Source organism: Arthrobacter sp. TS-15 (assembly GCF_006964045.1).
In the GTDB taxonomy this organism is placed as follows: Bacteria; Actinomycetota; Actinomycetes; order Actinomycetales; family Micrococcaceae; genus Arthrobacter.
The window spans coordinates 112,312-137,954 of record NZ_SDXQ01000029.1 but is presented as its reverse complement, the minus strand read 5'-3'; the positions used below and the strand labels follow the sequence as shown (position 1 = coordinate 137,954).

The following is a 25,643-nucleotide window of genomic DNA, read 5'->3' as shown; positions in this document are numbered from 1 at the left end:
GTACTGCGAGCCAAATGAGCTGGAGTGAACATTTGAACACCCTTGACCCCATGGACCTGAAGATCCTCCTGGAACTCATCAAGGATCCACGCATCCAGATCGCCGAGTTGAGCGAGGAACTGGGCATAGCGCGTAACACTGCTCAAAGCCGGGTCAAGCGCCTTCTCCGGTCCGGGGTGCTTCATGCAGCCGGACGGGAAGTAGACCTCGAAAAGGTGGGGTACGACGTCGTCGCCTTTGTGACCATTGAAGTCACCCACCGGGAACTCGACGGCGTTATTGGCGCCTTGCGCCTGATCCCCCAAGTGTTGGAGGTCCACGAAATTTCCGGTCGCGGCGACCTGTGGTGCCGGGTGGTGGCAACGGACACCCACAACCTGCAGTCTGCATTGCGCTCGGTGCTTCGCACTAAGGGAGTCATCAGAACCGAAACGGTGCTTGCTCTGCACACCCATATCCCGTACCGCACGGAGCCATTGATCGGCAGGATGGCGGCAACGCCAACACGGCCCCGGCAAGAGGGCCGGAGCGCCGGCTCGGAGGGCTAAACGGACTAGGCTTTTAGGCATGGATTGGCTCTCACACATTTCCCAGATCAACTGGCTCGCCGTACTTCTGGCTTTCGTTTCATCCATGGTGATCGGCTTTGTCTGGTACATGCCGGCCGTTCTGGGCCGCAGGTGGATGCAGGCAATCGGTAAGACCGAAGACGACCTCAAGAACATCGAAGGCGGAGCGGGCATCTGGGTTCCCATGATGGTGGCAGCGGCCGTGACCAGCATTCTCCTGGCCGTCCTCATCAGCGCCCTGGATCTCAATACTTTTGTTGCGGGCGGTTTCCTTGCCCTCATCCTTGCCTTGGTATTCCGTGCCGGGGGCCACGTCATTCACAACGGGTTCGCTGGCCGCCCCACCGCAGTAACCGTCATTGATTCCGGCCACGACCTCTTGGCAATGACCGTTGCGGGCGCCATCATCGGTGCCATGCAGTAGCGTTCAACCAGTGACCATTATCGACAACGCCGTATATGTAGACGGCGTGCGCACTGCCACCCCTCATAACCTTGAACAGACGTTTGAGACGCTCTCCGAACATGGGGGCATGGCTTGGATTGGGCTGTACCGTCCCACCAAGGATGAGATGGCCGCCGTCGCTCACGAGTTCGGGCTTCACCACCTCGCCGTGGAGGACGCCGTATCGGCGCACCAACGGCCCAAACTGGAGCGCTACGACCACAACCTGTTCACCGTCCTACGGCCGGCCCGGTACCTGGACGAAACCGAGACGGTGGAATTCGGCGAGCTCCATGTCTTCACCGGACCAAACTTTGTGGTGACCATCCGCCATGCCGAAACCGGTGGCGTGGCTCGAGTGCGCAAACGGCTTGAGGAGCGCCCCGATCTCCTTCGCCATGGCCCCGAGGCTGTGCTGTACGCCCTCCTGGACCAAGTGGTGGATGATTACGCTCCCGTGGTCGCAGGCCTGGAAAACGACATCGACGAGATCGAAGACCAGCTCTTCAGCGGCGACAGCGCTGTTTCACGTCGTATCTATGAGCTGGCCCGTGAAGTGATCCAGTTCCAGCGTGCCATCCACCCCCTGCCGGACATGATGGTGCTCCTGGAAAAGGGCTTCGAAAAGTACGGCGTTGACATCGAGCTCCAGCGCTCCCTCCGTGATGTGGAGGACCACGTCCAACGGGTGATCTCAAGGGCCAACTCGTTCAGGGACCTCCTCCAGAATGCGCTCACCCTTGATGGGACGCTAACGGCCAACCGCCAAAACGAGGCAAGCGCCGCCCAAAACGAGCAGGTCAAGAAGATCTCATCCTGGGCGGCCATCTTGTTTGCGCCGTCCTTCGTAGCCGGCGTCTACGGAATGAACTTCGACCATATGCCCGAACTCCACTGGGACTTCGGTTATCCCCTGGCGGTAGGGCTGATGTTTGGCGCAGCCCTCCTCATGTACGCCATCTTCAAACGCAAAGGTTGGCTGTGACGCCTTCCTTGGGACGTCCTCAAAGTCAACGCGACATTGCCAGGACTTTACTCGAGGGCATGGCACACGACGCCGGGCAGTCCGGTTTTGCCTTTGAACCCAGCCAGCGGCAAGCAGCTGAGCGGTTGGCGACCTTTGGCGCCCAGGTGACAGGCCGCCGTCGGGCGCTTCCCCGAAAGCCGCCACGAAGCTTCCCGACTCTTGCGGACCGCCGCGCAGCGTCGCGTCTCCCTCGTGGTGACATCCAACTACGCCCCGGACGATTTGCTGCCCAATCCCCTATGGCATGACCATTTCCTGCCCACCATTGAAGCCATCAAGGACATGATGGACGTGGTGGAGATCAACGGCAGCACGGACTTTCGGCGCTATCCAGCCACTGGAACCCGCCCTGCCAGGGAGACCGGGGCATTTCGATCCGGACGCATCATTACCCCGGTACGCGCGGACAATTGGGCCGCCTCGGACTTTTCCGGCCGCCGCCAGCCCGGGGACGTGTTGTGCAACCGACAACCCAGCCGATAGTGGTCAAGAACTCCGACCCGGACCTTCTATGGGTTGGTTTTGCGGAACTGTGCGGTGGCTTGACCTCGACGTCGGACTTTCTGGTCCTGGCCGAAACATTCAGGACGTGGGTCATCGACGACGTCCCTTCGCCAGCGGTAGGTGACGCTGCGTCCGCGCCGGCCTGGCAGCGCTTCAGCAACGTGGTGGATGTGCTCTACGACCAGGACATCACCCTCTTCCTGATCGGCAACGGCCCCCTCGACTGGGACATCGAGCCTAACGGCAACGCTCTACCCGTGGATCTCGCGCGCATCGCCAGCCGGTTATCCCCGCTGAGCCGATCCCATCCGGACCAGGCCTTGGAACGCGAAGAGGCCGCCGGAAGGTAAGGTTCCAACGGCCTCCTGTAGTAAATACCCCGAGGCTGGCAGCTAAATGACGCCGCCGGCCGCGGAGGGAGCACTGGCGTCGTGACCGCCGTCGCCAACGGTTTCGCGGGCTACATAATTCTCGATGTCGAAGAGGTTCTCGGCGCGCTCGGTGATGTTCAGCAGCGTGGTCATGGAGGCAACTTCCTCAACCTGCTCCTTCAGGAACCACAGCATGAACTGCTCACCCAAGGCATCGCCCTCTGAACGGGCAACACGGAACATCTCCTCGATGTTGCGGGTGACTTCCTTTTCCTGCTCCAAGGCGAGCGCAATGGGCTCCTTGGCGTTGGCGAAGTTATTGCGAACCGGGGCGATGCCCGGAATCTCCACGTGGACGTTGCGGTCCAGCATGTACTGGACCATCATCATGGCGTGGTTGCGCTCTTCCAGGGACTGGCGATAAAAGTGGCGGGCCAACTGTGGCAAGTCTTCGCCATCAAAATACACAGCCACGGCGATGTATTGCTGGGAGGCCGCAAACTCATTGGCAACCTGGGCGGACAACAGCTCATTGAAAGTCTTCTTAGCCATGGCTCGATCCTACAGCCGGGGCATGACACTTTTATTGGTGAGGTTGGCCACTACTCAAGGCAGCAGAAGGCTGATCCCAACACCGGCCGCAGCAGAGATAACGCTCGCCACCATGGATCCCAATCCATTGATGAGCGCCAAACCCACCCTTCCACTCTGTACCAGTCTGATGGTCTCCAGACTCGCCGTGCTGAAGGTCGTGTACCCGCCCAGGAAGCCCGTCCCCAGTATTAGCAACAGGGACTCCGGCGCCTGGCCCCGCATTACCAGTCCGGCAAGGAACCCGAGAACAAACGAGCCCGTGACATTTATCAGGATGGTTCCCCAGGGAAGTGCAGTCCTGAGGCGCTGGCGGATCAATCCGTCCACCATAAACCTGACCGCTGCACCGACTCCGCCAGCAAGGGCGAGAAGTATCACCGTCACGGCACACGCCCGGTAACGCGACGGTGATGCCAGGCACCCAACCAGATGCCGGCAGTAGTGGCAGCGGCCCCGCCGAACAAGCTCGCTGCGAGGTACCCGGCAGCCTCCGGGGCCGCATCCGCTCTGAATAAGTGGATGGCATCCAAAGCCAGTGTGCTGTACGTCGTAAACGCGCCCAGGAACCCCGTACCCAAGGCGAGGCGCACAACCCGGCGGCTGCCGACGTCGGGCCCCCTGCGCGAGAGTCCTTCCAGCAGGGCCCCCAGGGCCAAGGCACCTGAGAGGTTGATGACCAAGGTAGGCAGCGGCCAGGCATCCGGCGCTGGGATCACCAGTCCAAGGCTGTACCGGGCGAGCGTTCCGAACACGCCGCCTGCCGCCACGATGCCGATGAAACCCCAGTGAAGGTGAACTGGCTTGCTTGCCTCAGTCCTCGTCATCGTCGTCCGGGACCCGGGGGTTCACGGGCACCACAAGGACCGGCACGTCCTGCCGATGAAACAGATGCCGGGCCACGGAACCAGCCGTCAGTTCCTTGATCGCGGCCGTCAGCTTATGCTCACGGGTGCCCACCACAATCATGGAGGCGCCGATGCTCCTGGCCTCGCGGGCCAAGGCGTGCGCTGGTTCCCCTGCAAGCGGGACAATGGACCACTCAACGTCTTGATCAGCCAAGAGTTGGGCAATGGTGGTCGCTAGTGATTCCGGGATCCCTTGGGCTCCATCAACGGTATCGGGGTCGATGGGCGCTGCCGGCCCTCCGGTGGTCCCATCGACTGGATACACCGTGACGTCGGCATACGCGCAAACAAGTGGCAGGCCCGCACGGGCGGCAAACCGTGCTGCCTGCTCCAGGACTGCGGGCTGCTGCCCGGGCATCACGCCTACCAGGATGGGTCCGGACATCTTGCCGGAGGCCTCGGGATGGGGTGTAGGGGTCTCAGTCACAGCGCAATTCTACGACGACGGAGTCGTCTCACAGATTGCCGCGGCCGGGCCACAGACCATAGAGCAGCGGAACCGCCGACGCGATCATCACCACGTTGCCAAGTACGAGGTCGTCAGCTCTCATCACCGATCCAGCCACCAGGAGGGCTGCAAAGATCACGGCAGCTACTGCTCGCCGCGCCAGGATAATAAGCCGGGACATTTGTCGTTCCAGACGGCGGTTGGATACTTGGAGTGTTCCGTCTTCGAACCGGGTAACCAGCCCATCCAGCCGTTTCGGCAATCGCAAGGCGACCGCCGCGGCCTCGAATGCCTGCCCTGCGACGTCAGTTACCAGATTGCCGCGCTCATCCCGCAGCAGTTGCGCAGCGTAGGGTTCCACCGAGTCCCACAAGTTGAACCGGGCATCCAGCGAACTACATACACCCGACGTCAGTGACATGGCGCGGATGATGAGCAGGAAATTCTCCGGCAGCTGAAACGGAAGCGACCTGATGACGCTGCCGAACTCCGTCCCAAAATCTCGAAATTCCCGTTGGTCCACTTCTCGAAGTTCGGCAAAGCCCATGCCGCCAAAGCGTGCGAAGAGCTGCGTCATGGCCCGCTCCAGCTCGGCCGTGTCAGCCGAAGGCATGAGAACGCCAACATCGCTGATGGCAGCCACGAGCCCCCTTCCATCCCGCGAAGCAGCCGCAATCAGGAGCTTGCGCAATCCGCTTCTGGTCTTCGCAGGAACCTCCCCCATCATGCCGAAGTCGATGAACGTCAGCTTCCATGGATGTTCCACTGACCCGGAATCGGGTGTGACAAAGATGTTGCCGGGGTGTGGATCGGCGTGAAAGAAGCCCTTGGTGAACAATTGGTCAAACATCACTGACGCGAAAACGGGGGCAACCTCCGCCGGGTCAATCCCCGCCATACGAAGCGACTCTGCGTCCGTGATCTTGATGGCTGTGACGTCTTCCAGGGTGAGCACCCGGCGTGTAGTCCGTTCCCAAACCACCCCCGGCACGGTCACCCTGCCATCGGCGGCGAAATCAGCTGCAAAGCGCTCTGAATTTGCGGCCTCATTAAGGTAATCGATCTCCTCAAGGCTGGTCTGCGCAAACTCCTTGATCAGAGCAGGAACATCGGCGCGGTTTGAGACGAGGCGGATGCGGCTAAGCCAGCCTCCCACCCGTCGCAGAGCGGCAAGATCGACGTCCACGATCTTGTCGATGCCCGGCCTTTGTACCTTGAAAACCACGCTGCTTAGGCCAGTATCCTCGGCATTGCCCGCGAGCAGCTTCGCCCGGTGCGCCTGCCCCAAGGATGCCGCGGCTATGGGCGACTCCTCTATCGAAGCGAACACTGATTCCAAGGGCGCCCCCAGCTCCGCCTCGGCAAGGGCCCTGATGGCGGGGAAGGGAACCGGCGGCACTTCGTCCTGAAGGCCCTCCAGTTCAGCCGTAATCTCAGGCGGTAGAACATCCAGCCGGGAGGACATGAACTGGCCTACCTTGATCATTAGCCCACCAAGCTCCACGGCGAGGCCATGGAATCGCCGGGCAAAGCGTTGCATCCTCCGCGAACGGCTGCGTTCAGTCAGTTTTCGCAGGCCCACACGAGGAAGGAACAGCTCAAACCACCAGGTCACCAGCAAATGCCATGCAGCAAACCTGAGGATTCGACGATAGCGGGCACGGGCTTCCCCGGCCATGGGATCTGTCCGGTCGCGTCGAAGCGACGTCACTCCCTTCAGTCCCGGGCGAGGATCGAATACAGCCGACGACGAGCCTCTTCCAGCACCGTCACGGCCTCTTGCACCTGTTTGGGGGTTCCTGTCCGCCCTACTTGCGCAGCAGCCTGGGCAAGCTCCACCCCCGCTTTGGGCAATGCCGCGAAACCTGAGGTGCTGCCTGTGGATTCCCAAGGCGCTGCCGTTTCGGCGCTTGCGACATCTTCGCGGCCCGCCTCAGTGAGGGAGTATATTTTGCGGCCATTGGATTCCTCAGTGCTGACGAAACCCTCATCTGCCAGCAGTTGCAAGGTGGGGTACACCGAGCCGGCGCTTGGCTTCCAGCTTCCGCCACTGCGCTCTTCGATTTCACGGATGATCTGATAACCGTGCATGGGTCGTTCAGCGAGGAGGGCCAGAATGGCTGTCCTCAACTCACCCCGTCCAGCACGGGTTCCGGAGCGCTTTTCAAACCGCGACCTGAACTCCTCCACGGCCTGCCACATGCCGTCAAGGTTGTTACCCATAAATCCGCTTGCAGGGAATGAATTGTGCATCAAGCTCACCTCGGTTGGTCGTGAACGATACTGAACGATACTTAACGATATACATGCTGGATGCGCGAAACAATGGCTGCCTGGCAGGCTAACGCACCCTTCGTGTTCGTCATCCTTAGTTGATGATTTCGCCGCGTTCGTCCGCAACGATCGCCGCCAGTCGTACCCGCCACTCCTGCAGCGCCTCAGGAGTTAGGCGAGTCCACCCGTCAACTTCACCGATAACTTTGAGGGGGGCGCTGCTGCGATAAGACCGGGTGGGGTTGCCAGGAAATTTCTTGTCCGTCACATTCGGGTCGTCCTCGAAAGCTCCGGTTGGCTCAACGGCATAGACGCGCGGTTCGCCATCGCCGGCAGCGAGCTCGGCAGCCAGCCCCGCGCCATCCCGAAGAGCTGTGAAGTAGATGTGATTCATCACGACTTCAGGACGATAGTTGGATCTGAAGCCGGGACTCAGGAGATCGCCCGTCGTGAGGTCGGCCTTCGTCCCGTGATAAAAGGGACCCTCGTCAAGCGGTTGATTCATCAGCGGTTGACTCACACCTACAGCCTACTTCCACGGGCAACAGTATCGGAGTTCCAGTCTGGACCTGTGCGGGAGTCTTGAGGTTTTCCTGAGGAAGTGTTGCGGGTATGCAGGATTTGTTCTTGATTCTGGCCCGGCACAGTAGTTCTTGTCAGCCACACAGGCTGGAAACGAACGGCCGGCCGGTCTCACGGTGGCCTCCCGAAAGGAAACTGATTCCCATGGCCATCAGCCTCAAGACCACCTCCGGCAAGATCCTCGCTTCCGTCGCACTGGTCGGCACCGCAGCCGCCGTCGCCGGCATGGGCACCTACGGCGCGTTCACCTCTTCGACCTCCGCCTCCCAAGCCGTCACCGCAGGAACGGTCACCATCGCCCTGGGCGCACCCGGCCCGGCGAACACCCTTAACGTCCCGGTCGCTGGACTGCTGCCCGGCGACAAGGTCGAAAAACTCGTCACCTTGGCCAACACCGGCAACTCGGACCTGAACAACGTCACCCTCACCACCAACGCCGGCACCACCGCATCCCTGCTCACCACGGACGTGACCAACGGCCTGCAGCTGACCATCGAAAACTGCTCCGTGGCCTGGACCGGCGCCGCAGCCCCCTATAACTGCACCGGGACCAAGACCACCGTCCTGGCCTCCGGACCGGTCATCGCAGCGAACAAGGTCCTGAACAACCTCACCTCGCTGACCTCGGCCAAGACCGACAACCTCAAAGTCACCACCGCGTTCCCCACCACCGCGAACAACGACTTCCAAGGCGCCACCTCCACCATCGCCTTCGCCTTCACCGGCACCCAACGCACCGAAACCACCAAGTAAAGCCAGAGGGAGCCAAAGGCTCCCACCCAAGGCCCCGGGGGCCGGCCCGTTTGCCCTTCAGGCCGGTCCCCGGTCCATATCCTGAGCAAGTCTTGAGGGCATTGCACACCAACCCTTGAGCCTGTCCAGAGACACTAAAAGCACAACGAACACCTGAAAGGAACGCCAGGCATGAGCGCACTGAGCACCATCTCCACCCCCGCCGTCCACGGCCGGCGTTCAGCCGCAAAGTCCGTAACCGCCGCCGAGACCGCCGCTGTGAAGCAGCCCGCAGCGGCCCCTACAACTGCTGCCAGCGCCGCTGGCACTTCGGGCCGGTTCCGTCGGATTGCCGGCAAAGTGGTCAAGGGCATCGGCGTGGGCATGCTGATCCTAGGCGCGTTGGTGTTCCTGTTCCTGGCGATCGGGCCACGGATCCTGGGCTACCAAACCTCCACCATGCTCACCGGTTCCATGGCCCCGCTGATCAACCCGGGCGACGTCGTGGTCACCGTCCCCACCCCCACCACCGACGTCAAAGTAGGCGACATCATCACCTACCACATCCCCGTCGAAGACCAGCGCGTGGAAACCCACCGCATCACCGAGATCACCACCACCGCCGACGGCGGCATCGCAGTCCAGACCAAAGGCGACGCCAACAACGGCCTCGACCCCTGGATCGCCACCCTCCAAGGCAAAACCGTGGACAAGCACGTAGCCACCATCCCCTACGTTGGCAACGCCATCCGGGCCCTGCGCGAACCCATCGTCATGAACACCCTCATGTACGGCGCACCCGCCATCCTCGTCATCGGAATGCTCGCCTCCATCTGGACCAAAAACCCGGACAACACAGCCCCGCAAGTAACAGTAGGAGCCGGGGATGAAAGCGCCGCGTAGCGCTGCCGCCGGCGACTGGGACTTGAGCCGAATCCAGTCACTAGCCGACGAGCTTGGAAACCCGAGGCCGGCATTGCGGTTCTTGGCGAAGTACCTTTCAATGCTCCCCCAACGGGTGGAAAGGATCGTTCATGCTGTGGATGAGGGCGACGCATCAGAGACCACAACGGCACTCCTCAGCCTGAAGATCAGTTCAGCCATGGTGGGCGCCTTGGAAACAGAGCACCAGTGCCGGGCGATGGAATCAATGATCCGTGAAAATCATTTCGACGACGCCGCCCAAGCACTCCCGGCGCTGAGGCAAACAACGGACCGCTGCCTTGCATCACGGTCCAACCTCATTCGCGCAGCGCATGTTTCGCTCAGCCGGCATGGTGGATACTTCCGCACTTGAACGATTGAGTGCAATAAAATCTGTGGAGCTAAGGAGATTCGAACTCCTGACCTCTTCGATGCGAACGAAGCGCTCTACCAACTGAGCTATAGCCCCTGGACCGAGAGCCTCAACTGCCCGGCCAGTGTCCCTAGGCTACAAACTTTCCCTGCGCTTTTCCAACCACCACACGAACGTCTCCTGGCCTTGCACCTGTGGTCGATTCCAGGACTTAGGCGCGGCGACGCTGCAGGACATCGTCCAAGTTGCTCAGGGCGCTGTGGTTCTTAGCAGTGGCCACTACAGCAACTGCTGCCTCGGCCTGCTCAACGTTCTGCTTCAGCACAGGCTTGCCAACGGGCTTTGGTGCCTCGGGCAGGTCCAAGGGCTCTGGAGCTGGGCGCTGTGCTTTCGCAGCGGCCACGTACGTTGGCTTGGGGACCTCAACCGGCTGCCAGCTGGCCCCTTTGGAGTCGTTGGCAACTTGAGCGGATTTATCGCCTGCGGCAACTGCCACAGCAAGCGCTGCCTCACGCAATTCCTTGGCTGACAATCGCGCAGCTTCACGGCTAGAGGCTTCGGCGTCGAAAACCGTGGTTTCCTTCGCTGCGACAAGCGGCTCCTTGGGCAAGTACCGGGCAGGTGTGGGGATGGGTGAGGCCTGAGCCGCACGGCGAGCCCGCCGTTCACGAAGGTCCCGCAAGGCGAGCTTACGCAAGGTAACGACAGCCAGCACAGCGCCAATGAGGGAAACCAGCGGCAACCACACAGAACCGATGCCGAGAATTCTGAGAACCCCTGACACCGCGGCCGTAACTAACAGGGCCAGGCCTGCCAAGGCGAGCGTGAGCCGGGCGTAACGGATAGTGAACGGCGTAGGGGGCGCCTTCCGGAGCGAGGACTCCGCCGCTGGGGAGTCCTGGGGCGACGCCGGTGCTTTGCTGTGCATGGTCTCCATCGGTTTCTCCTGCTGAGGTGCCAAAGTCAGTACCACCCCTGCCTGCGTTTCGTCTGGTTCGTCATCAAAAGCCCCTGCTGGAACAGTGGCCGTTTGGACTTGTTGGCGCCTGTTCCGCAAAACATAGGGCGCCACCCAGACCATCCACAGCGCGACAGTGACCACGAGTATCACTGAGCTGCTGAGAGGGAAGTCCACATTCAAAACCGTAGAAGCAAATCGCCGGGTGCGGCGGCATTGCGGCCGGTGTGTCGTGGGCGAGTCCGCAAATGACTGGAGATATGAGCGAAATGGCCGATGACCTGCCCGTTTATCCTCTCAGCCACCTGCGCAGGAGTCCTTCCGGCACCTCCTCGGCCGTCAACGCAAAAGAGCGGTGATCAGCCCATTCGCCGTTGATGTGCAGGTAGCGTTCCCGGTAACCTTCATCGCGGAATCCGAGCTTCTCCACAACCCTCAAACTCGGAGAGTTCTCTGGACGGATGTTGATTTCCATACGGTGCAAGCCCAGCACCCGGAAGCAGTGGTCGGTTGCCATGGCAACCGCCGTTGGAGCGATGCCGCGCCCGGCCCGGTCTTTATCAACCCAGTATCCAAGGGTGGCCATCATGGCCGATCCCCACACGATGGATGAGACCGTCAACTGGCCGACGATTTGCGGCTCGCGAAAACCGGCCGTTCTCTCAACTATGAGAAACGGCAAAGCGGTTGACTGACGGGCCTGCTCATTCAAGGACCCCACCATTTGACGGTAGCTGGGCAGGCGCCCACCCGGAGCCGGGTTGGACGCCTCCCACGGCGCCAGCCACTCGCTGTTCCGCGAACGGACTTCGGACCATTCCCGCTTGTCGCGGTATCGAATGGGCCGGAGCAGCAGGTCTCCGCTTTCCAGCGTTACCGGCCAGATCGCAGAGCCATACATCATTTGTCTATTTGGGAAGTGTGGCGGTGAAGTTGGGCAGCCACTCGCGAAGCTCAGGACCGAGGTCTTCGCGTTCGCAGGCAAGCTCGATGCAGGCCTTGAGGTAGCTGAGCTTGTCGCCGGTGTCGTAACGACGGCCACGGAACACAACGCCGTAGACGCCGTAACCTTCACCTTCGCCGGCAGCAAGCACCTCAAGGGCATCGGTCAACTGGATTTCTCCGCCGCGACCGGGAGCCGTCTTCTCCAAGACGTCGAACACGGCCGGGTGCAGCACGTAACGTCCAATCACGGCAAGGTTGGAGGGCGCCTCTTCCGGAGAAGGCTTTTCGACGAGTTGCTTGATGCGCACGTAGCCATCTTCACCGTTGTCCTCAACATCGGCGCAACCATAGGCGCTGATCTTGGAAGGCTCTACCTCGATGAGTGCAACAACGGAACCACCGGTCTTCTGCTGAACAGCAATCATTTCGCTCAGCAGGTCTTCACGGGCATCGATCAGGTCATCGCCGAGCAGAACGGCGAAGGGCTCGTACCCAACGTGCTGCTTTGCACGAAGGACAGCATGACCGAGGCCGTTAGGGTCGCCCTGGCGGACGTAGTGGATATCACCGAGGTTGGTGGCGGACTGAATGGCTTCAAGCTTGGCGGTGTCGCCCTTTTCAGCAAGCGTGGCCTCAAGAGCCGGCACACGGTCAAAGTGGTCTTCGAGTGCCCGCTTGCTGCGCCCTGTAATCATCAGGACGTCATGCAGGCCCACCTTGACCGCTTCTTCGACGACATACTGGATGGCAGGCTTGTCCACCACGGGCAGCATTTCCTTTGGCATCGCCTTGGTGGCGGGCAGGAAGCGGGTGCCAAGGCCTGCTGCGGGAATGACGGCCTTGCGGACAGCGTTGTTTTCTAGAGTCACCGGACTAATGTAACGGACGGAACACACCAACGGCTAAACCCCTCGCCGCGTCGTTAGCACATTTGGTTTTCCGCAGTGGATAACCTCTGCAGCTCAACCGGCGCGCGACAACCACCCGAACGGACAGAGATGGCATCGAAGGAAGACATTCGCAGCAGTCGGCGGCTGCACAGGCGGGCCCTCAGTCCTGAACACCTGGCTCGCGCTGGAGAGTCCCTTGCACAGCATGGCACGGCCTGGGCGGCCAAGGTCTCCCCCGGCGCTTCCTCGACCTTTGCCGTGTACCTGGGCGTCGCTTTCGAGCCGCCCACCATCCCTTTGATCACAGCCCTGCACAAGGCCGGGCACCGGGTGCTACTGCCCGTCTGCGAGCCGGGGCGGCTTTTGAGCTGGGTGTATTGGACACCTGACACAGCATTTGTCCGGTCCACCTTTGCGCCGATAGACGAGCCGGAGGGTGAGCGGCTGGAGAGCTCGGTAGTTGCCGGTACCGCGGGGATCTTCATGCCCGCGACGGCGGTGGACCGGGACGGCAACCGGATCGGCCAGGGAGGCGGCTATTACGACAGGCTCCTCCAAGGCCTGGATGCTTCCGGCGGCAGGCCGCCCACCATCGCCGTAGTGTTCGACGACGATTTGTTACCTTCGGGGTCCATTCCCGCCGAGGCCTTTGATCGCCCCGTGCGTCAAGTGCTGACACCGTCCGGAGTGGTTGAACTCGGCGACGACGCCGAGCAGCGCTGATGGTGGCCGGCTTATCAAGTGAGGCCGGAACTACCGCGGGTACGCCCTGCGGCGACCGATGATAGAATTAGCACTCAGGCCCTGTGACTGCTAAGGCGGACTATCTCCACCGACGCTGCCCAGGACCTGAACTTTGTCCTAAAGGAGGAACTCAGTGCCCACATACGCATACGCTTGCAAAGACTGTGACCATGCCTTCGACATCGTCCAGTCCTTCTCTGACAGCTCCTTGACGGAGTGCCCCGAATGCAAAGGCGCCCTGCGGAAGAAGTTCAACAGCGTAGGCGTCGTTTTCAAGGGCTCCGGGTTTTACCGGACTGATTCCCGGGATGCCAAGGGCAGCACTGTTTCAGCGGCGCCTGCTGCTTCTACACCCGCGCCTTCAGCAGCACCGGCAACTGCAGCGGCAACCAACTAACTGGTTTTCCACATAGGGCACCCGGGCGCTGTTTGCGGCCCGGGAAGCTGGCTACCGTGGCGGCATGCCACATATGTCACGCAGCGCCCTCCTCGCCCGTGCTGAACGCTCATCGCGAGCCGCCGGTACTTGGCCGCCCATCAGCCCTTCGCGCTCCCTGCAACCGCATTCCCGCTCCCGGACCAGTTCACGGTTCAACCGCGGTCGTCCAGGAGGGCGCTCAGGTCAGCGCGGGCGCCGGACGGGATTTGGTTCCTGGATTGCACGTAACCGCCGCTTGGCAGTAGCGCTGCTGTTATGCGTGGCTGCCGGCATCGCAGTCCAGGAACTCACCCCTGCGTCTGAGCAACAGGTGAGCGTCCTCGTGGCAGCCCGGGACCTTCCAACGGGGACCCACCTCACCGCAGCGGACTTCACCACTGTTGAGGTACCACCCAATCTCGCGAGCAGCGGAGCTTTGGACAGCGTCGGCGCCCTTGTTGGCCGCCAACTTGCGTCCCCTCTGGGTAAGGGACAGATCCCTTCGGAGACGAGTCTGCTGGGACCCGGCCTTCTGATAGGCGCACCCGTGGGATCGGCAGCTGTCCCCCTCCGGATGGCCGATCCTTCGTCCATCCAGCTACTCTCCCCCGGTCAGCTGGTATCAGTGGTCCTCACGGCAGCGGGGTCCTATGACGAATCACGGCAAAGCCAGGTCCTCGCAGGACCTGTACCCGTACTCTGGACGTCAGCCCAGGGCGGCAAGCCCGGTGAATGGCTGGGTACAGGTGACACCGACGGTCTGGTGGTGGTGGCGGCTGATCCTCAACAAGCAGAAAAGCTTGCCGGCGCATCAACGCAAGGCAAGCTTTTCTTTGTTTTGGTTAGCCCCTAGCGGGCTTCTCAACGATCATTGTCCGCTCAGCCCCAGTGCGGGGGTTTCTGTTCCTTGAGCCACTGCTCATGGTCGTAGTTGGAGTCATCGCCCCACCGCCGGGGATCATCCTCAGCGGCCTTGGTGGGCAGAATCCCGCTCGGGCCGGTCTTGGCTGCCGGGGACTTCGGTTCCCCGGCCGCTTCCGTAGGACCACCGGTGTTCTCGCCGGTTTCCTCCGTAGCGCGGTCCTCGCCGCCTGTTTCCTGATCCATCAGTGGTGCTTCTTTCGAATTCTCTGCTTCATGGACGTCGTGTTGAGGTTCTTCACCCTCAGCATGCTCAACGGAATCTCCGGCCAACAGAGGCTGGTCAGTTACCGAGGTCAATTCTTCCTCAGGGGCGTGAAGGAAACCACTGTGGGTGGAGGCAGACTGTGCAAGGTGATTCTCAAGGCCCAAGTAGGAGCCTATCCGGTCCGCGCAGGACGAAGGATCGGTGAAGACCTCGATCGTCCAGAGCGACATATAGCGCCATCCCATGCGCTCCAACAGTTGCGGCCGCAGGCGGCTCCGTTCACGGACGCTCATCCGCCGGTAGCGTTCAGTACCATCGGATTCGATGGCAACGGGGGTGGGGATTTCAGCACCCTCCCGGCCAATGGTGTGGACGGGGTCCGCAGCCGCCGCTATATCCAGCACGCCGTCGTAGAGATGCCATACCCTGGCTCCGCGGGCGCGCAAACGGTCGCCCAGATCGGCCACCAACGGATCTTCACCTAAAGCCTGCTCACTGGCGACAGCGCGGGAGGCGGGCGTTCCGAGGTTGCTGTTGCCGGAGAGCTCCCGGTCCAGGAGTTCGTAGAAGTCCACAGCACCATGGGCCAGGCGATCAAGGTCGAGATCCTCGGGCCGGAAGCACGTCAGGACGTGCATGGAGCGCCGGGCACGTGTCATTGCCAGGGCGAAACGGTTACGCCCGCCCTCGGCGGACAACGGACCGAAGGAATGGAGCGCACGGCCATGCGGTGTGCGGCCATAGCCCAGTGAGAAGATCACATGGTCGCGTACAAGGCCCTGTGCGCGCTCAAGGTCCACCACACGGAAAGACTCGGGGCCGGCTCCGAAGAAGCTGGACAGCAGGGGGTGGTTGGGCAATTGCAGCCTGATGGCTTCGCCAATCCTGGCAGCATGGCGCAGGCTCGCCGTCACCACGGCGAGTGATGTACGGGGCCGGAGCCTTGCGTGTTCGAACACAAGATCCACAACGCGGTTGACCTCCGCGGTGACGGACTCAACGCCCTCATGGTCCGCCCCGGGCAGCCCGGTGCCGTCCGGTATGTACTCTACGTGGATCGAACGGTCCAAGCCGGTGACCGAGTTGCCGTCGGGCAAACGACGCAGGCCACCGTCGTAGTAGTTTTTGCTCAACTGGAGGATCAGGTCCTCGTCCACCGCACGGTAGACCCAGTTCAGCTGCCAGGTGGGAAGGACCCTGGCCAATGCCTTGAAGGCACTGTCCACATTCTCGTGGCTGGCTACCCCGGCCACAGGCGGCTCCACGGCGACGCTGAACGTGCGCGCATGGGCAATTTTCGCGTCGCCGAAGGCAACTACCTGGCGTGCCCGGGCGATGGCCGGGAGAACAGCCTGCAATGAAGTGGATTCGGCGTCGATGATCACCACGGCATCGAATTTTTGCTCGGCCGGGAGCACCCCGGTGAGCAAGTAAGGACTGACGGACCATACCGGCACCAGCAGGGGTACCAGGTCCGGGGCCTGGGCGCTCAGGGCGGGCAGCGTCACCCGGCCATCCTTCAACAGGGCGCGGAGTAGCTCCGCCTGCCTGGGATGTTCAAGGAGACCCTGACGCCATTTCTGGGCCAGCTGCCAACGGAGGCGAGCGGCGCCACTGGCAATGTGGGCTTGGTCCGCAAGGCGGTATTCAGCTTCGAGGCGGCGCAGTGAATCACCGTCGGACATGGCGAGGTAATCATCACCGCTGATCATCGCCTCCAGCGCGGACTGCCACCAAGCCAGATCCAGTTCGGCGGCTACAGAAGACGCCGGGACTTCCCGGGCAGCAAGATCCGCCAGCAGTTCACCGAGCCCGTGCTCGCGCATTTCCTCGATAAGGAGCGTCCGCTCAGGAAGCGTCTCCAACGTGGCTGTGTCTGCAACGAGCCGCTCCAACCGTTCCATGAGTTGGGCATACCGCGTCCCGTGCAGGGCTCCACCATCGGAGGTGTACTTGAGCGCATCACCCAGGCGGCGCAGCTCGCCATCGAGTTCCCGGTAGAGTGCACCGAGATCGGCAAGGCCGGAAGGAACAGCCGGGTGCCGCTGGGTTGTTGCATACCCTGCCCACAGAGCACGCTGCTCCTGGACCAGCGCTAAGGAGCTGTGAAGGTCCGCAATGTGAACACCGGGCCGCACGTATTCCTTAGCTACCCGACGCAGGCGGGAGCGCTGCATGGAGGGCATCTCAAGGTTGCGCTCACGGCGCCAGGCAGAGGTGGCAGTGGCGGAGATGAGATCGTGCACCGGCCGGTCAAAGATATCTGGGGTGAACTTATCCAGGCTCTCGCGTACGGCAATGAGCAGTTCCAGCTGAGCGCCCCATTCGGTGAAAGTTTCACCTAGGCGAATCTCGGCGTGATCGGAAAGCTGCTTCATGCGATCCCGCAGGACCGGAAGTTTCTCCTCGGCCGAGCGGGCAAGCTGCTGTGCTTCCTCGGTCTCCTTGCGGGTCACCAAACGGGCGCCATACCAGGGGCTCGAGGTGGAGGACCGGCTGAAGCTGCCAAGCTCGGCGGCCCGACGCAATCGGCCAGCGAGCTCTTCACGGTCCTTGATATTGTCCAGGACACTTCGCTTCAAGCGCACCGTAGTGGAGGGTGCAGGGTGAATTGAGGTCAATTCGGCAAGTGACTGCATTGCCTGGTACGGCGAGCAACCCCACCGCTCACGGACGTTATGCAGGGAGGCTACATGGTCCATCAGTGCATGTCGGTGGCTGGTAAGTGTCTGGTGAAGGTTGCCCAGCTGTGGCTCAAGCGCTTTCTCATTGCGCATGATGGCTCTGACCAACTGGCCTTTGAGTTGCTGAGGAGTGGTTCCATTACCGGGCCGGAAGAGCATCGACTCCAGGCCCAGAGATTCAAGGTGGCCGGAAAGTCCTGCAAGGCTGGTCTGCCTGTCCCCCACCACCAGAACGGACTTGCCCTCGCTGACCAACGCACCTATTGCGTTGATTGCTGTTTGCGTTTGGCCGCTTCCTGGCGGGGTGCTGACAACAAGCGAGTCCCCGGCACGAACGGCATCAACTACATACTGCTGATCCGTATCAGCGTCGAGCAGGAGAAGCTCATCGGCCGGATCCCGAAGGTCCAGGCTTGGGAACCGGCCTGCCTTGATCGGATCTGGTTCAATGTCTCCGCCGTTGGCGGCAGTCGAGAGTGCTGCAACCGTGGGGTTGTTCATGTTGATCCATGGATCATCCAGGTTGCCGGAGAGATCAGCCAGCGTAGTGACCAGCAGGTTAAACTCCACCTCTGCGCCATGAATCGGCTGAATCAGCGTGGTTAACCGATCCAGGACAGGCTGGGGATCGAGCCGCGCAGTGTTGTAGGCCATGCGCGCTACAGCGTTAACGTCAAAGACGATGCCATGAACTGTCTTCAGATGGCGCACCAGGGCAGGGTTCATTCGCGCCTGTTCGGTGAGCTGAAGCTCAAAGTCGTCCTCGCCAGGCCTGACCGTGAGGACGATGGAAGTAAGCATCACGGGGGCAGAAACGCGTTGGGGCTTGCCGCCGACGGCAGAGGTCCATACGACGGTCCCGGCGGACAAGTACCCGGCCTCGATGCCGCGGTCGTTGCTGAGCTCGAAGATCTTGGACCGGATGTTGCGGGCCGCCCTGGCTGCTACCAGGTACTGTTGACGATCCCTGATGAGCGTGGAAAGCCGTGTTCGTCGGCCTGCAAGCAACTGCGCCAGCCCGGACGGGTGGGCGTTGCTGAGATCGATGGCGCCTTCAGGCGTCTTGACGAAGCGCAGCATGGTGTCGGCCCCGGTGACGGGTTTGAGACCAGACAGCCATTTGCGGAGCTCTTCGGAGCCCTCTTCCTGGCCTTGACCTACTGACACGACTTCTGCCTTCTTTTCTGTACTAGCTTTAGACGCCTTGGACCATACCGGCATACTTTCGAGGGTAGCGGGAATCCGCGGACAGCTCGCTCCGCAACGCTGTTCCACTGCGAAATTCGCCGTCATTTCACAGCCGAGGGCAATGAGTGGGGCAAAGAAGCATCCCGGCTTCAAACAAAGTGGCCGGCCTCCCAGAGGAAGCCGGCCACTCAATGTGCTATTCCCACTCGATGGTTCCCGGTGGCTTGCTGGTGACGTCCAGCACCACGCGGTTGACTCCATCCACCTCGTTGGTAATTCTGTTGGAGATCCGGGCAAGCAGGTCATACGGCAACCGCGACCAGTCTGCCGTCATGGCGTCCTCGGAAGACACCGGACGCAACACAATCGGGTGACCGTAGGTGCGGCCATCGCCCTGGACACCAACGCTGCGAACATCAGCCAGGAGAACTACCGGCATCTGCCAGACGTCGTTATCCAAGCCTGCGGCCGTGAGTTCCGCACGTGCAATGGCATCAGCCTTACGCAGTAGATCCAGGCGCTCCTTGGTCACTTCGCCCACAATGCGGATTCCCAAGCCGGGGCCCGGGAACGGCTGGCGGCCGACGATCTCCTGCGGCAGGCCAAGCTGTGCACCCACAGCGCGGACTTCGTCCTTGAACAGGGCTCGCAGCGGCTCAACGAGTTCGAACTGAAGATCTTCGGGGAGTCCGCCCACGTTGTGGTGGCTCTTGATGTTTGCAGCACCTTCGCCGCCGCCTGATTCCACGACGTCCGGGTAAAGCGTTCCTTGGACGAGGAACTTGATCTTTTCACCCTCGGCAGCGGCCTGGGCAATGATGGACCGTTCCGCTTCTTCGAAGGCACGAATGAACTCGCGGCCAATGATCTTGCGCTTGGTCTCAGGATCGCTGACGCCTGCCAATGCCGACTGGAAACGTTCCTGCTCGTTGGCAACGTAAAGGTTGACGCCGGTGGCGGCCACGAAGTCGCGTTCAACCTGCTCGGCTTCGCCTTCACGCAGAAGGCCATGGTCAACGAAGACACACGTCAGCTGGTCACCAACAGCGCGCTGGACCAGAGCAGCGGCTACGGCGGAATCGACGCCGCCGGAAAGGCCACAGATAACCTTGGAGTCCCCGATCTGCTGGCGGATCCGGTCCACCTGCTCTTCGAGGATGTTGCCCGTTGTCCAGTTGGGGCTCAAGCCCGCGCCCTTGAACAGGAAGTTTTCCAGGACGTGCTGTCCAAGAACGGAGTGCTTCACTTCGGGGTGCCACTGCACACCGTAGAGGCGCTTCTCATCATTGGCGAAGGCAGCCACCGGAGCTCCGGCCGTAGTTGCCAGCACCTCGAAGCCCTCCGGAGCCTCATGAACGGAGTCTCCGTGGCTCATCCATGTGTTCTGGGAGGACGGGACGCCGTCGAGGATGGAGCGTGCATCACCCACAAGAAGGGCTTCGGTAGCTCCGTATTCCCGCAAACCAGTCTGGGCCACCTTGCCGCCCAAGGCATTTGCCATGGCCTGGAATCCGTAGCAGATGCCGAATACCGGAACGCCGGCCTCGAAGAGGTCGGCACCCACGAAGGGCGCGCCCTCCGCGTAAACACTGGAGGGCCCTCCGGAGAGAATGATGGCTGCCGGGTTCTTGGCCAGAAGCTGCTCGGTGGTGAAGGTATGCGGAACAATTTCCGAATACACATTCGCTTCGCGGACGCGGCGGGCAATCAGCTGCGCGTACTGGGCACCGTAGTCAACAACCAGCACCGGCTTCTGGGAAGTTTGGGGTGCGGTGGGAGTAGTCACCAGACAAGACTACTTTGCCGAGCCGTCCCGGTGCACGTTGGCAGAGGCGTCAGAGGACCAAAACGGCCCCGCCGTTAGGCATCTCACACCGGGACGCCGTGAGGTGCTAGTAGCGCTTGGACGCCTGCGGATTGGCTGCGAGTTCCGCTTCAACCTGCGCGTGGAATTTCTTCTCCACGAAGAAGGACAGCAAGGGGATGACTCCACCAAGTGCCAAAAGGATCATTTTGGAGAACGGCCAGCGCATGAGCGACCACAAGCGGAAGTTGGAGACCAGGTAAACCACGTACATCCAACCGTGCACAATCAGAATCGAGGTGGAAATGTTGAAGCCGCCAATGACGCCCTTGGGTTCGGATTCAGCGAAACCGAAGCCAAACGGCTGGCCCGTCACTGCGTTCGTGCCGCCCGCGAAGAGCGAGACGCCAAAGCCGTAACGGGCAATCAATTCAGCGCACAGCAGGAGAAGCATGGCACCCGTGAGGTAGGCCATGACCTTGTAGAACTTCAACGCCGAACGAATTTGCGCTTCCGTCCCGCCGAAACGCCGCTTCCTGGGCTTGGGTCCGGACTGTTCGGGCTGGATAGCCGGTTTTGGCTCAATCATTGCTGCACCTTTTGTTCTGGCTCTGGGTTTGTAGGTTCTGTAGTTGCCTCGGGGTGGCCTGCCTGGTCCAAGTCGTCATCGGCGAATTCGTCGTCGAATTCGTCCTCTTCCAAGTCCCGCCGGTAGTCGTCCTTCACCAGGCGCCACCAGATGAAGATCGAGAAACCGGCAAAGACAACCCATTCCACCGCATAGAAGAGGTTCAGCCAGTTGACCTGCTCCGCAGGAGGCTGGGGAGGAATGTTCAGTGCCTTGACGTCATCTCCGAGGGGAATTTGCGCGCCTCCGGCCACCTCCGTGGTAGCTGCGATAAAGCCCTGGTAGCTGGAAACTTCCCATTTATTGATGAGTTCCGCCGTTGAGACTGCGGACGCGCGGTCCGGGCCGGCGTCGACGTTTGGAAGCGGCGCTTCGGACGGGATGAGGCGGCCCGTCACGGTGATGGTTCCCGACGGCGGCGGGCCGGCTTGGGCGGCATCCGCCACCCACCCGCGGGCTACCGGAATCCACGTCTTGGGTGAGGCACCAGCGCCCTTGAGCGTGGGGGCGTCATTGACGGCAAAGGCGGAGACGATCCAGAAGCCCTTTTGGTTGTTGTAGAGGCGGCCTTCAACCAGGACCTGCTTGCTGGGATCGTAGGCACCCGTGGCCGTGACCATCTGGTCCGAAACCGAGCCGGGAAAGAACTGGCCCGGTTGGAGGACGTCCACCAGGGGTTTCACTTCTTCGATGCTGGACGGTGCCGGGGGCTCATGCTGGGCGGACCGGCTGAGCTGCCATTGGCTGAGCAGCACAAACACCCCGGACAACAGAAGCGCAAAGATCAGTCCTGCGATCCAGCGGGGTTTCAACGCGGTTTTCAACACCCCTTAACCGTACTTCGTCCGGCTGTAGAACAACGAAACGCCCTAGTGGTCGAAGAACACCAGGCTGGAGTTGATGAGCTCGGAGATGACTTCGGGGTCATGCGCCCGCCGGAGGGACTCGCGGAAGGACTCCTTGGACAGGGAGCGGGCCAGCGTGGCCAGAACCTCGAGGTGGTCGGAGAAGGAACTGGCAGGCGTGGCGATCAGGAGGATCAGGGTTGCCGGACCGTCGGTGGCTCCGAAGTCCAAGGCATGGCCAAATTTGGTTACCCCTACGGCTATGGAGATCCTGTCCACGAATTCGCTGCGGGCATGCGGCAGACCGATGCCGCCCGGAAGGCCGGTGGCAAGCTGGTGCTCCCGTGAATGTACTTGCTCCAAGAAGCCCTCAAGGTTGGTAATCCTGCCGGCTGCATAGAGCCTGTGAGCCAGTTGCGCCGCGGCATCGATCTTGTCTTGGGCAACAAGTTCAAGAATGACCGTATCCGGGGTTGTCAGTTCCGCATCGTACCGGTCAAGTGGTTCAGCCAAGTTGTGTTCCCTCCGTGTGGCCTGCAGGCCTCAATTCCTTGAGCTGGTCAGCGGAGGGGAACGATGTCATCCACTCCCATGCGCGCAGCATCAGCCGATTCGTCGTCGGGTTGCTGCTGACTAAGCCGTTCAGCTTCCACTCGCGCCAGGTAGTGCTTGATTTCGCTTTCGCGCTGAGTCTCGCTCCAGCCAAGGATTTCTCCCATCAGCTTAGCTACTACGGGCGCGGCAGACACACCCCGGTCCCATGCTTCGATGGAGATGCGGGTGCGGCGGGTCAAGACGTCGTCAACGTGCCGTGCGCCCTCGTGGGTTGCTGCATAGACGACTTCGGCAGCCAAGTAGTCATCCGCACCGGGAAGAGGCTCCCCCAATTCGGGTCGGCCGGCGATGATTTCCAGAACTTCGGGGGTCATGGAGCCAAAACGGTTGAGCAGGTGCTCCACCCGCGCCACATGCACTCCCGCCTGTTCCGCCAACCTGCCGCGCCGGTTCCATGCGGCTTTGAATCCCTCAGCGCCGAGCAGCGGAATGGTTTCGGTGCAGCTGGATGGAACACGTTCATCCATGGCCCTTGTTGCCTCGTCCACGGCATCTTTGGCCATGACCCGGTAGGTTGTGTATTTCCCCCCGGCTACCACCACGAGTCCGGGCACTGGATGCGCCACTACGTGCTCGCGGGACAACTTGGCGGTGGAGTCATTGTCCCCGGCCAGCAACGGGCGGAGGCCTGCGTAAACGCCTTCCACGTCCTCACGGGTCAGCGGGCGCTTGAGGACCTTGTTGACATGTTCCAGCACATAATCGATGTCCTTGCTGGAAGCTGCCGGGTGGGCTTTGTCCAGCGTCCAATCCGTATCAGTAGTGCCGATAATCCAGTGCCGACCCCAAGGGATCACAAAGAGCACTGATTTCTCCGTGCGAAGAATCAGCCCGACGGTGGACTGGAACCGGTCGCGCGGCACCACAAGGTGGATTCCCTTGGACGCGCGGACCTTGAGCTGGCCACGGTCGGTCACCATAGCCTGCGTTTCGTCAGTCCAGACGCCAGTGGCGTTGACCACTTGCTTGGCCCGTATCTCGAAGACGCTACCGTCCTCCTGGTTTTCCACCTTGGCCCCAACAACGCGTTCCCCTTCACGGAGGAAGTCCACCACACGTACGCGATTCGCTGCGTGGGCTCCATAGTGTGCCGCAGTCCTTACGACGTTGACCACCAGACGCGCATCGTCTACCTGTGCGTCGTAATAGCGGATGGAACCTACGAAGGCATCTTCCTTGAGGCTGGGAGCCGCGCGGAGGGTTCCACGCCGGAACAGGTGCTTATGCATGGGGACGCCCCGGCTGTTGCCGGACGTCAAACCCAGAGTGTCATAGAGCATAATCCCAGCACCCACATACGGGCGCTCCCAGATACGGCGGGTCAGTGGGTACAGAAAAGGTACTGGGCGCACCAGGTGCGGTGCGATGCGCTGTATCAGCAGCCCCCGCTCTTGGAGCGCTTCCTGGACGAGGCCAAAATCCAGCATCTCCAAATACCGCAGTCCGCCGTGAATGAGCTTTGAGGATCGGGACGACGTGCCGGACGACCAGTCCCTTGCCTCCACGATGCCTACGGTGAGGCCACGCGTCACGGCATCCAAAGCCGCACCGGCGCCCACCACACCGCCCCCGACAATCAGGATGTCGAGCTCTTTGCCCGCCTGGGCGGTGGACTTCAAGACTTCGATTGATGCGGCGCGGGATTCCGGGCTTAGTGCTCCCGGTGAATTCACCTGTGGACCGCCTGCGACATTGCTCATCGGACCCCTCCTCAAACGCAACAGCTTGGTAGTCCCCTACCCTACTTGCTGCTCGCCGCCTTGGGCAGGGGCTCCCGGAGGCTTAGCCGAGATACGGCGAGACGACGACGTCCACCCGCTGGAACTCTTTCAGGTCGGAGTAGCCGGTGGTCGCCATCGAGCGGCGCAGGGCGCCAATCAGGTTGGACGTTCCATCGGTATGGTGGCCTGGTCCGAACAGGACCTCCTCAAGCGGGCCCACGGTGCCCACGTTGACGCGGTCACCACGCGGAGACTCGAGGTGGTGGGCTTCCGGACCCCAGTGCCAGCCACGGCCAGGGGCCTCTTCGGCGCGGGCAAGGGCGCTTCCGAGCATTACGGCATCCGCACCCATGGCGATTGCCTTGACGATGTCGCCGGAGCTACCCATGCCGCCGTCGGCAATGACGTGGACGTACCGTCCGCCGGACTCGTCCATGTAGTCGCGGCGGGCGGCAGCGACGTCGGAGATAGCGGAAGCCATGGGTGAATGTATACCCAACGCACGGCGGGTGGTGCTTGTGGCGCCGCCTCCAAATCCGACCAAGACGCCGGCAGCACCTGTTCGCATCAAGTGAAGGGCAGGGGTATATCCGGCTGCACCGCCAACGATGACGGGAACATCAAGTTCGTAAATGAACTGCTTGAGGTTGAGCGGTTCGTGGTTCTTGGAGACATGCTCGGCTGAGACGGTGGTGCCACGAATAACAAAGATGTCGACGCCGGCAGCCACCACAGTCTTGTAGTGCTCCTGGGTGCGCTGCGGCGTGAGGGAACCGGCTACGGTCACGCCCGCGGCGCGGATCTCAGCCAGGCGGGAGCTGATGAGTTCCGGCTGCACGGGAGCCTGGTACAAGTCCTGCATGCGCCGGGTGACGGCTGGGCTACTGGTCTCGTCCGCCAGGGCGGCGATCTCGTCGAGCACCTTCTGCGGGTCTTCGTAGCGGGTCCACAGTCCTTCAAGGTCCAGGACACCCAGCCCGCCCAAGCGCCCCAAGGCGATGGCGGACTCAGGTGACATCACCGAGTCCATGGGCGCGGCGATGACGGGCATGTCGAACTTGTAGGCGTCGATCTGCCACGAAACCGAGACGTCCTTCGGATCACGCGTCCGTCGGTTGGGAACGATCGCGATGTCATCCAGGGAGTAGGCACGACGCCCACGCTTGCCACGGCCAATCTCAATCTCATAAGTCACGGCTCTTACTTTACTGGACCCCTCCCGGAACCCCGATTCGAGGAATCGTGTGTGTCCCCGGCAACGGGAGCATCCCCGCGCGTGCCGGGCCTCTGCCATGGGCAGGGCTGCCCATGGCAGAGGCCCGGACG

The 25,643-nt window shown here is 61.6% G+C and carries 28 protein-coding genes and 1 tRNA gene; 11 read left to right on the top strand and 18 right to left on the bottom strand.

All coding sequences use genetic code 11. The annotated features are described in order from the left end of the window. The first annotated feature begins 14 nt into the window (after window positions 1-14). From EU811_RS10895 to zapE (EU811_RS24585), 5 genes are all read left to right on the top strand, one after another. Window positions 15-548, top strand: coding sequence for an Lrp/AsnC family transcriptional regulator (locus tag EU811_RS10895; RefSeq protein ID WP_142938442.1), 534 nt, complete (start codon window positions 15-17; stop codon window positions 546-548). Between the two features lie 19 nt (window positions 549-567). After that, window positions 568-993: a DUF1761 domain-containing protein gene (locus EU811_RS10890; RefSeq protein ID WP_142938441.1), complete on the top strand. Its 426-nt coding sequence runs from the start codon at window positions 568-570 to the stop codon at window positions 991-993. Between the two features lie 10 nt (window positions 994-1,003). Further along, complete coding sequence (corA, locus tag EU811_RS10885; protein WP_142938440.1) at window positions 1,004-1,999, top strand: magnesium/cobalt transporter CorA; 996 nt, start codon at window positions 1,004-1,006, stop codon at window positions 1,997-1,999. Window positions 2,000-2,200: 201 nt separating this feature from the next. Further along, window positions 2,201-2,524 carry an AFG1/ZapE family ATPase gene (gene zapE, locus EU811_RS24590; protein WP_274595834.1) on the top strand — a complete coding sequence of 108 codons (324 nt, stop codon included), beginning with the start codon at window positions 2,201-2,203 and terminating at the stop codon, window positions 2,522-2,524. Further along, the gene (gene zapE / locus EU811_RS24585; protein ID WP_250821119.1) at window positions 2,500-2,895 is read left to right on the top strand and encodes an AFG1/ZapE family ATPase; all 396 of its coding nucleotides are present in this window, start codon (window positions 2,500-2,502) and stop codon (window positions 2,893-2,895) included. Before zapE (EU811_RS24590) ends, zapE (EU811_RS24585) begins: the two co-directional genes overlap by 25 nt. Window positions 2,896-2,937: 42 nt before the next feature. Here the strand turns inward: zapE (EU811_RS24585) and EU811_RS10875 are convergent, their stop codons facing one another. The 7 genes from EU811_RS10875 to arr form a co-directional block, all read right to left on the bottom strand. Next, complete coding sequence (locus tag EU811_RS10875; RefSeq protein ID WP_142938439.1) at window positions 2,938-3,468, bottom strand: ferritin; 531 nt, start codon at window positions 3,466-3,468, stop codon at window positions 2,938-2,940. 54 nt (window positions 3,469-3,522) lie between these two features. Continuing rightward, window positions 3,523-3,894, bottom strand: coding sequence for a fluoride efflux transporter CrcB (gene crcB, locus EU811_RS10870; protein ID WP_142938438.1), 372 nt, complete (start codon window positions 3,892-3,894; stop codon window positions 3,523-3,525). Further along, a complete protein-coding gene (locus tag EU811_RS10865) occupies window positions 3,891-4,334 on the bottom strand; it encodes a fluoride efflux transporter FluC (protein WP_142938437.1) in 444 nt (147 codons plus the stop codon). Before EU811_RS10865 ends, crcB begins: the two co-directional genes overlap by 4 nt. Then, window positions 4,321-4,842 (bottom strand): universal stress protein, encoded by a 522-nt coding sequence (locus EU811_RS10860; protein ID WP_142938436.1) that lies wholly within the window; start codon window positions 4,840-4,842, stop codon window positions 4,321-4,323. The genes EU811_RS10865 and EU811_RS10860 overlap by 14 nt, the downstream gene beginning before the upstream one ends. Window positions 4,843-4,870: 28 nt before the next feature. Continuing rightward, the gene (locus EU811_RS10855) at window positions 4,871-6,574 is read right to left on the bottom strand and encodes an ABC1 kinase family protein (RefSeq protein WP_142938435.1); all 1,704 of its coding nucleotides are present in this window, start codon (window positions 6,572-6,574) and stop codon (window positions 4,871-4,873) included. A gap of 5 nt (window positions 6,575-6,579) precedes the next feature. Continuing rightward, complete coding sequence (locus EU811_RS10850; RefSeq protein ID WP_142938434.1) at window positions 6,580-7,116, bottom strand: PadR family transcriptional regulator; 537 nt, start codon at window positions 7,114-7,116, stop codon at window positions 6,580-6,582. 115 nt (window positions 7,117-7,231) lie between these two features. Beyond that, window positions 7,232-7,642: an NAD(+)--rifampin ADP-ribosyltransferase gene (arr, locus tag EU811_RS10845; protein WP_142938650.1), complete on the bottom strand. Its 411-nt coding sequence runs from the start codon at window positions 7,640-7,642 to the stop codon at window positions 7,232-7,234. Window positions 7,643-7,863: 221 nt separating this feature from the next. Here arr and EU811_RS10840 point away from each other — a divergent pair, with 221 nt between their 5' ends. The 3 genes from EU811_RS10840 to EU811_RS10830 all read left to right on the top strand — a co-directional run bounded on the left by EU811_RS10840 (window position 7,864) and on the right by EU811_RS10830 (window position 9,748). Further along, window positions 7,864-8,472: a TasA family protein gene (locus EU811_RS10840; protein WP_142936802.1), complete on the top strand. Its 609-nt coding sequence runs from the start codon at window positions 7,864-7,866 to the stop codon at window positions 8,470-8,472. Between the two features lie 171 nt (window positions 8,473-8,643). Then, window positions 8,644-9,354, top strand: a complete 711-nt coding sequence (locus tag EU811_RS10835; protein WP_142938433.1) for a signal peptidase I — start codon at window positions 8,644-8,646, stop codon at window positions 9,352-9,354. Then, window positions 9,338-9,748: an Hpt domain-containing protein gene (locus EU811_RS10830; protein WP_165450178.1), complete on the top strand. Its 411-nt coding sequence runs from the start codon at window positions 9,338-9,340 to the stop codon at window positions 9,746-9,748. The genes EU811_RS10835 and EU811_RS10830 overlap by 17 nt, the downstream gene beginning before the upstream one ends. 23 nt (window positions 9,749-9,771) lie before the next feature. Here the strand turns inward: EU811_RS10830 and EU811_RS10825 are convergent. The 4 genes from EU811_RS10825 to galU form a co-directional block, all read right to left on the bottom strand. Then, window positions 9,772-9,844, bottom strand: a tRNA-Ala gene (locus EU811_RS10825). Between the two features lie 115 nt (window positions 9,845-9,959). Beyond that, complete coding sequence (locus EU811_RS10820) at window positions 9,960-10,850, bottom strand: hypothetical protein (RefSeq protein ID WP_142938648.1); 891 nt, start codon at window positions 10,848-10,850, stop codon at window positions 9,960-9,962. Between the two features lie 145 nt (window positions 10,851-10,995). Then, window positions 10,996-11,607 (bottom strand): GNAT family N-acetyltransferase, encoded by a 612-nt coding sequence (locus EU811_RS10815; RefSeq protein ID WP_142938647.1) that lies wholly within the window; start codon window positions 11,605-11,607, stop codon window positions 10,996-10,998. Between the two features lie 7 nt (window positions 11,608-11,614). Next, window positions 11,615-12,520: a UTP--glucose-1-phosphate uridylyltransferase GalU gene (gene galU / locus EU811_RS10810; RefSeq protein ID WP_142938432.1), complete on the bottom strand. Its 906-nt coding sequence runs from the start codon at window positions 12,518-12,520 to the stop codon at window positions 11,615-11,617. Window positions 12,521-12,649: 129 nt separating this feature from the next. Here galU and EU811_RS10805 point away from each other — a divergent pair, with 129 nt between their 5' ends. The 3 genes from EU811_RS10805 (at window position 12,650) to cpaB (ending at window position 14,556) form a co-directional block, all read left to right on the top strand. Beyond that, on the top strand, window positions 12,650-13,264 hold the full coding sequence (locus EU811_RS10805) for a 5-formyltetrahydrofolate cyclo-ligase (RefSeq protein ID WP_142938431.1): 615 nt from the start codon (window positions 12,650-12,652) through the stop codon (window positions 13,262-13,264). Window positions 13,265-13,418: 154 nt separating this feature from the next. Continuing rightward, the gene (locus EU811_RS10800) at window positions 13,419-13,682 is read left to right on the top strand and encodes an FmdB family zinc ribbon protein (RefSeq protein WP_142938430.1); all 264 of its coding nucleotides are present in this window, start codon (window positions 13,419-13,421) and stop codon (window positions 13,680-13,682) included. Window positions 13,683-13,746: 64 nt separating this feature from the next. Continuing rightward, window positions 13,747-14,556, top strand: a complete 810-nt coding sequence (gene cpaB / locus EU811_RS10795) for a Flp pilus assembly protein CpaB (RefSeq protein ID WP_142938429.1) — start codon at window positions 13,747-13,749, stop codon at window positions 14,554-14,556. A 26-nt stretch (window positions 14,557-14,582) separates the two neighbouring features. Here the strand turns inward: cpaB and EU811_RS10790 are convergent, their stop codons facing one another. The 7 genes from EU811_RS10790 to EU811_RS10760 all read right to left on the bottom strand — a co-directional run bounded on the left by EU811_RS10790 (window position 14,583) and on the right by EU811_RS10760 (window position 25,512). Further along, complete coding sequence (locus tag EU811_RS10790; protein ID WP_142938428.1) at window positions 14,583-18,737, bottom strand: DUF4011 domain-containing protein; 4,155 nt, start codon at window positions 18,735-18,737, stop codon at window positions 14,583-14,585. 163 nt (window positions 18,738-18,900) lie between these two features. After that, window positions 18,901-20,490 carry a glutamine-hydrolyzing GMP synthase gene (gene guaA / locus EU811_RS10785; protein WP_142938427.1) on the bottom strand — a complete coding sequence of 530 codons (1,590 nt, stop codon included), beginning with the start codon at window positions 20,488-20,490 and terminating at the stop codon, window positions 18,901-18,903. Window positions 20,491-20,596: 106 nt separating this feature from the next. Continuing rightward, a complete protein-coding gene (locus EU811_RS10780) occupies window positions 20,597-21,097 on the bottom strand; it encodes a DUF3817 domain-containing protein (RefSeq protein ID WP_142938426.1) in 501 nt (166 codons plus the stop codon). Continuing rightward, window positions 21,094-21,963 (bottom strand): SURF1 family protein, encoded by an 870-nt coding sequence (locus tag EU811_RS10775; RefSeq protein WP_142938425.1) that lies wholly within the window; start codon window positions 21,961-21,963, stop codon window positions 21,094-21,096. The genes EU811_RS10780 and EU811_RS10775 overlap by 4 nt, the downstream gene beginning before the upstream one ends. A gap of 42 nt (window positions 21,964-22,005) precedes the next feature. After that, window positions 22,006-22,494 (bottom strand): PTS sugar transporter subunit IIA, encoded by a 489-nt coding sequence (locus EU811_RS10770; RefSeq protein WP_142938424.1) that lies wholly within the window; start codon window positions 22,492-22,494, stop codon window positions 22,006-22,008. Window positions 22,495-22,541: 47 nt separating this feature from the next. Next, window positions 22,542-24,296 carry a glycerol-3-phosphate dehydrogenase/oxidase gene (locus tag EU811_RS10765; protein ID WP_142938423.1) on the bottom strand — a complete coding sequence of 585 codons (1,755 nt, stop codon included), beginning with the start codon at window positions 24,294-24,296 and terminating at the stop codon, window positions 22,542-22,544. Window positions 24,297-24,378: 82 nt separating this feature from the next. Continuing rightward, the gene (locus tag EU811_RS10760) at window positions 24,379-25,512 is read right to left on the bottom strand and encodes a GuaB3 family IMP dehydrogenase-related protein (protein WP_024817526.1); all 1,134 of its coding nucleotides are present in this window, start codon (window positions 25,510-25,512) and stop codon (window positions 24,379-24,381) included. Window positions 25,513-25,643 lie beyond the last annotated feature (131 nt).

What these genes read in the sequence shown, in the direction of transcription:
- EU811_RS10895 (WP_142938442.1), top strand. Translation starts at nt 15, where the DNA reads ATGAGCTGGAGTGAACATTTGAACACCCTTGACCCCATGGACCTGAAG.
- EU811_RS10890 (WP_142938441.1), top strand. Translation starts at nt 568, where the DNA reads ATGGATTGGCTCTCACACATTTCCCAGATCAACTGGCTCGCCGTACTT.
- EU811_RS10875 (WP_142938439.1), bottom strand. Translation starts at nt 3,468, where the DNA reads ATGGCTAAGAAGACTTTCAATGAGCTGTTGTCCGCCCAGGTTGCCAAT.
- EU811_RS10865 (WP_142938437.1), bottom strand. Translation starts at nt 4,334, where the DNA reads ATGACGAGGACTGAGGCAAGCAAGCCAGTTCACCTTCACTGGGGTTTC.
- EU811_RS10850 (WP_142938434.1), bottom strand. Translation starts at nt 7,116, where the DNA reads ATGCACAATTCATTCCCTGCAAGCGGATTTATGGGTAACAACCTTGAC.
- arr (WP_142938650.1), bottom strand. Translation starts at nt 7,642, where the DNA reads ATGAATCAACCGCTTGACGAGGGTCCCTTTTATCACGGGACGAAGGCC.
- EU811_RS10840 (WP_142936802.1), top strand. Translation starts at nt 7,864, where the DNA reads ATGGCCATCAGCCTCAAGACCACCTCCGGCAAGATCCTCGCTTCCGTC.
- EU811_RS10835 (WP_142938433.1), top strand. Translation starts at nt 8,644, where the DNA reads ATGAGCGCACTGAGCACCATCTCCACCCCCGCCGTCCACGGCCGGCGT.
- EU811_RS10830 (WP_165450178.1), top strand. Translation starts at nt 9,338, where the DNA reads ATGAAAGCGCCGCGTAGCGCTGCCGCCGGCGACTGGGACTTGAGCCGA.
- EU811_RS10815 (WP_142938647.1), bottom strand. Translation starts at nt 11,607, where the DNA reads ATGTATGGCTCTGCGATCTGGCCGGTAACGCTGGAAAGCGGAGACCTG.
- EU811_RS10805 (WP_142938431.1), top strand. Translation starts at nt 12,650, where the DNA reads ATGGCATCGAAGGAAGACATTCGCAGCAGTCGGCGGCTGCACAGGCGG.
- cpaB (WP_142938429.1), top strand. Translation starts at nt 13,747, where the DNA reads ATGCCACATATGTCACGCAGCGCCCTCCTCGCCCGTGCTGAACGCTCA.
- EU811_RS10790 (WP_142938428.1), bottom strand. Translation starts at nt 18,737, where the DNA reads ATGCCGGTATGGTCCAAGGCGTCTAAAGCTAGTACAGAAAAGAAGGCA.
- EU811_RS10780 (WP_142938426.1), bottom strand. Translation starts at nt 21,097, where the DNA reads ATGATTGAGCCAAAACCGGCTATCCAGCCCGAACAGTCCGGACCCAAG.
- EU811_RS10765 (WP_142938423.1), bottom strand. Translation starts at nt 24,296, where the DNA reads ATGAGCAATGTCGCAGGCGGTCCACAGGTGAATTCACCGGGAGCACTA.